The following is a 1,278-nucleotide window of genomic DNA, read 5'->3' on the forward strand; positions in this document are numbered from 1 at the left end:
GTCGATCACCGACACCGAATTGTCGCCGAAGTTAGTGGTGTAGAGGGTGTGCGTGCTCGGGTCGACCGCCAGCAATTCCGGCCCGTTGCCGACGGGGATGGTGGCCGTGACGGTTGTGGCCGTCGTGGGGTTGCCGACACTCTCGGACAGTTTCCAGTAGGCGATCCCCCCGCCTGCGGCGGCTACCAGGAGCACCACGGCCAGGACAGGGATCCACCGTCGCCGCAGGAGCTTCAGCACGCGCGGCCGTGGCGTCGGCGGGGGGCGTGAGCGCGGGCCGGTGGGGAGGATCGGGGTGGCCACGCTGGCGAGGATGGTGGAGGCGATGTGCTGGTCGGTGCCGGTGAGGGCGTCGTGCGCGGCGCGGGCGAGGTCTCCCGCGCTCGGGTAGCGGTCGGCGGGATCCTTGGCCATTCCCCGCGCGATGACGGCGTCGAACGCCGTCGGGGTGCCCGGATGGACGGCGCTGGGCCGGGGGATCGGGTCGAACAGGTGGGCGGTGATCAGCGCCTCGACACTGTCGGCACGGTAGGGACGGGTGGCGGTCAGGCACTCGTGCAGCACACACGCCAGCGAGTAGATGTCGGCGCGGTAGGTGACCTCATCCCCCGCGAACCGTTCCGGGGCCATGTAGGAGTACGTGCCGACCGCGGTCCCTGTGCCGGTCAAAGCGGTACCGGTGGTGGAGTGGGCGATGCCGAAGTCGACGAGGTAGGCGAAATCGGCCCGGGTGATCATGATGTTGGCGGGTTTGATGTCGCGGTGGATCAATCCCTCGGCGTGGGCGGCGTCCAACGCCGCAGCGACCTGGGCGATGATCGCGACCGCACGCGCCGGCGCCATCGGGCCGTGCTGGGTCAGCAGGCCGCCGAGAGTGCCGCCGGCGACGAGCCGCATGTCGATGAAGAGCAGGCCATCGATCTCGCCGTAGTCGTGGATCGGGATGATGTGTGGTTCTTGCAGACGGGCGGCGGTGCGGGACTCGCGCCGGAACCGATCGCGATAGCGGGCGTCGACGGCCAGGTGTTCGGGCAGCAACTTCAGCGCCACCGTGCGGTCCTTGATGGTGTCGTAGGCCTCGTACACCTCACCCATACCGCCCCGACCCAGCAGCTTCCGCAGCTGGTAGCACCCGAAACGGGTACCCACCCGCGATCTCGGTGCCGGCTCGCTCATGTCAGCATCCCTGCTCACCCACACGATTGCACGGACTCACGGTCGTTCGCCGTAGATCAACGCTAAACCGCCGCGACCGATCCCCGAAACCCACAAGCTTCA

Annotated in this window: 1 protein-coding gene; it reads right to left on the bottom strand. The window is 68.5% G+C overall.

Annotated features, from left to right (window positions below; translation table 11 throughout):
- Window positions 1-1,176, bottom strand: a 1,176-nt coding sequence (locus ACFXN1_RS51865; protein ID WP_379464199.1) for a serine/threonine-protein kinase, incomplete at its 3' end; no start/stop codon positions are given.
- Window positions 1,177-1,278: the final 102 nt, after the last annotated feature.

The organism is Nocardia sp. NPDC059154, assembly GCF_042755705.1.
Taxonomy (GTDB): Bacteria; Actinomycetota; Actinomycetes; order Mycobacteriales; family Mycobacteriaceae; genus Nocardia.